3 protein-coding genes are annotated in these 2,849 nt (G+C 69.4%); 1 reads left to right on the forward strand and 2 read right to left on the reverse strand.

The genetic code is table 11. The features are described from left to right. Positions 1-395: 395 nt before the first annotated feature. On the forward strand, positions 396-1,160 hold the full coding sequence (locus tag ACLFQI_RS13135; RefSeq protein WP_410759987.1) for an energy-coupling factor ABC transporter ATP-binding protein: 765 nt from the start codon (positions 396-398) through the stop codon (positions 1,158-1,160). 108 nt (positions 1,161-1,268) lie between these two features. Here the strand turns inward: ACLFQI_RS13135 and ACLFQI_RS13140 are convergent, their stop codons facing one another. Both ACLFQI_RS13140 and ACLFQI_RS13145 read right to left on the reverse strand, forming a co-directional pair. After that, positions 1,269-2,411 (reverse strand): glycosyltransferase, encoded by a 1,143-nt coding sequence (locus tag ACLFQI_RS13140; RefSeq protein WP_410759989.1) that lies wholly within the window; start codon positions 2,409-2,411, stop codon positions 1,269-1,271. 144 nt (positions 2,412-2,555) lie between these two features. Further along, positions 2,556-2,774 carry a cysteine-rich CWC family protein gene (locus ACLFQI_RS13145; protein ID WP_410759991.1) on the reverse strand — a complete coding sequence of 73 codons (219 nt, stop codon included), beginning with the start codon at positions 2,772-2,774 and terminating at the stop codon, positions 2,556-2,558. Positions 2,775-2,849: the final 75 nt, after the last annotated feature.

A 2,849-nucleotide genomic window follows, 5' to 3' on the forward strand; every position in this document is an offset into this window, starting at 1 on the left:
ATCGATCTGGTCGGCGACGAATATGCGCGCATGCGCCTGGCGATGCGCGCGCGCGGCGGGTCGCCGATGCGATGCGCTGTCGCGGCTTCGACGGCCGGCTGCGCCTGCTGCGACGCTTCCGTTGGCGGCGGCGCGAGACGCTGCTGTTGCTGGGCGTCTCGCCATTGCTTGTCGGCTTGCTTCTGCTCGACCGTTGGGGATGGAGCGATTGGGCGGGCGGGGTTGGCTGTGCTGATTGGCTGGCGGGGTTGGCTAGAGCGGCTTGACTGACTTGAGCCCCCTGGAATGTCTTGAGCGTCTTGAGCGTCTTGAGCGTCTTGAGCGTCTTGAGCGTCTTGAGCGGCCTGGGCGACTGGGCGACTGGGCGACAAGCCACTGGCTGGGAGAGGCATAGAATGAACGAACCCAAGGCCGCCACCGCGAAGGATGACGTGCTCGTCGATCTCGCGGAGATCGACTTCGGCTATGGCCCCAAGCCGCTGCTGAGCGGGCTCGATCTGCGCATTGGCTGCGGCGAGCGGGTCGCCTTGATCGGGCCGAACGGCGCCGGCAAGAGCACATTGCTGCATCTGATCGTCGGCCTGTTGCGCCCGCGCGCCGGCCGTATCCGCGTGTTGGGCAGGGAGTGCCGCGATGAGGCCGATTTCCGCGCCGTCCGCGCCAAGGTCGGGCTGGTGTTCCAGCACAGCGACGATCAGCTCTTCTGCCCGACGGTGCTCGACGATGTCGCCTTCGGGCCGTTGAATCTGGGGCACCCGCCCGCCGCGGCGGCGGCCATCGCGCAGCGCACGCTGGCGGCCCTGGGGCTCGCGGGCTATGGCGAGCGCATTACCCATCGGCTCTCCGGCGGCGAGAAGCGGCTGGTGGCCCTGGCCACGGTGCTGGCCATGGAGCCGGAACTGCTGTTGCTCGATGAGCCGACCAGTGGACTGGATGGCGCCAGCGAGGCGCGGCTACTCGATCATCTGAGCGCGTTGCCGCAGGCCATGCTGATCGTCTCGCACGAGCAGCGCGTGCTCGAACGCCTCGGCACCCGCGCGCTGTTGCTGCAAGAGGGTCGCCTGCTCGACGCCGAGCTGCACCGGCATCCGCATCGCCACGCCCATCTGCATCTGCACGCACCAGGCCTGCCGGACGATCACGCCCATCCGAGCGGGTGAGCGATGCGCAAGCGAAGGTTGGATCGAGGCCGATGCGCTGGTCTGGGCGCTGGTCTGGGCGGTGGTGGTGCGCTCCTGGGTGCTGGTGCAGCCGCTGGATAGGCGGGGTCAGCGTGGCGGCCCGGTCTCCAGCCCCAGGGCGCGCAGATAGGCGCTGGCGCTAGCCGTTTGAGTGTAATCGGCGACTGCCTGTTGCAGAACCCTTGCCGGCAGCGGAGCCGCCAGGGTCCGCAGGATCGCGGCCGCCAATGCTGCGCTGTCGCCGACCGGCACCAGCGGACCGAAGCGCCCAGCGGCCAGCAGCTCGCGCGGGCCGCTGGGGCAATCGGTGGCAACCGCCGGGATGCCGAGCGCGAGCGCCTCGGCGAGGACATTGGGCGAGCCTTCCCAGGCCGACGAGAGCACGAACAGATCCGCCCGCGCCAACCAACAGTAGGGATTGGCCTGAAAGCCCGGCAGGTCGAGATCGCCATCGGCGCCGAGCCGCAATCCGAGCGCCTGGGCCAGGGCTTCCAGCGCGCCTCGGCCGCGTCCCTCGCCGAGAATGATCAACCGGCAGGCGCGTTGGCGCCGGACCAGGTCGAACGCGCGCAGCAACGTCGGAAAGTCTTTCTGGCGCTGCAGGCGGCCAGCACCGATGAGGATCGGGGTGCCGGCGCGCGCGCGCAGCCAGGGATGCGGGCAGGATGCGGCGGCGTGTGCGGCGAGTTCGGGGGTGACGACCGGATTGCGGATCACGTCGATTCGGCTGCGCGCGACCCGGGCGATGCGCGCGGTGTCCTCGGCGACCCCCTCGGAGACGGCGACGATACGCTCGATGGCCGGGTAGAGGAGGCGAATCGGCCGTTGCCGCAGCCAGCGCTGAAGCAGGCCGCGCCCGCTCAGCGCGGCGGAGAGATTGGTGCCGAGTCGCAGCACCAAGCGCGTCTCGCTGCGCGCGAGCGCGCGCGCCATGACCGCCGCGCGGCCCGCACGATCCTTCACCGCCAGCAACACCGGCGGGCGTTCCCGGCGCAGCCAGCGCGCGAGCGCGAGGGTTGCCAGCAATGTGTGGCCCGGGCCGAGCGGGATACGGCGCACCTTCGCCGGGAGCTGCGCGAGCGCGGCGCTGTTCGCGCGGACCAGCAGCAGATCGACCGCGTAGCCGTGCTCGCAAAAGCCCTGGATCAGATGCACCAGCATGCGTTCCACACCCCCTTGCCCGGAGAAGGAGGCGAAGATGGCGAGGCGCTTGTCCGCCGCCGGACTCATTGATCGGCGCGACGCGAGGCTATGGCCGCTCGACCTGATCGCCGGACAGCACTGGCTCAAAAGCCCGGATTCGACGAGAGGGTCGTCTCTGCGCGTCAGGGCGAATGACGATAGCGGGGGCGACCAGGGCGCAAGCGGGAGTCATCAGGGCGCGGCGTCGGATCCCGCCGCTGCGGCGATCGCGCGCAGGCAGTCGGGGCAAAGACAGTCTTCGTATTGGTCTTGCAGGGTCTTGAGGACTGGCAGCGAGACCTTGACCGCGACACAGTCGCAGTGGCGCAGGTCGTCGACCTTGCACTCGAAGTCGACACCGCAGCGCGGGCATTGCTTGGTGCCTTCGGTGAGGGGCTGATTCCAGGTCATGGGCTGATCCTCGTGGTTGGTGACTGTCCAGCAATGACTTCCCGATTTCGGAGCGAGCGGTCGCGGCCGCTTCGG

This window comes from Halochromatium sp., from assembly GCF_046541315.1.
Classification (GTDB): Bacteria; Pseudomonadota; Gammaproteobacteria; order Chromatiales; family Chromatiaceae; genus Lamprobacter.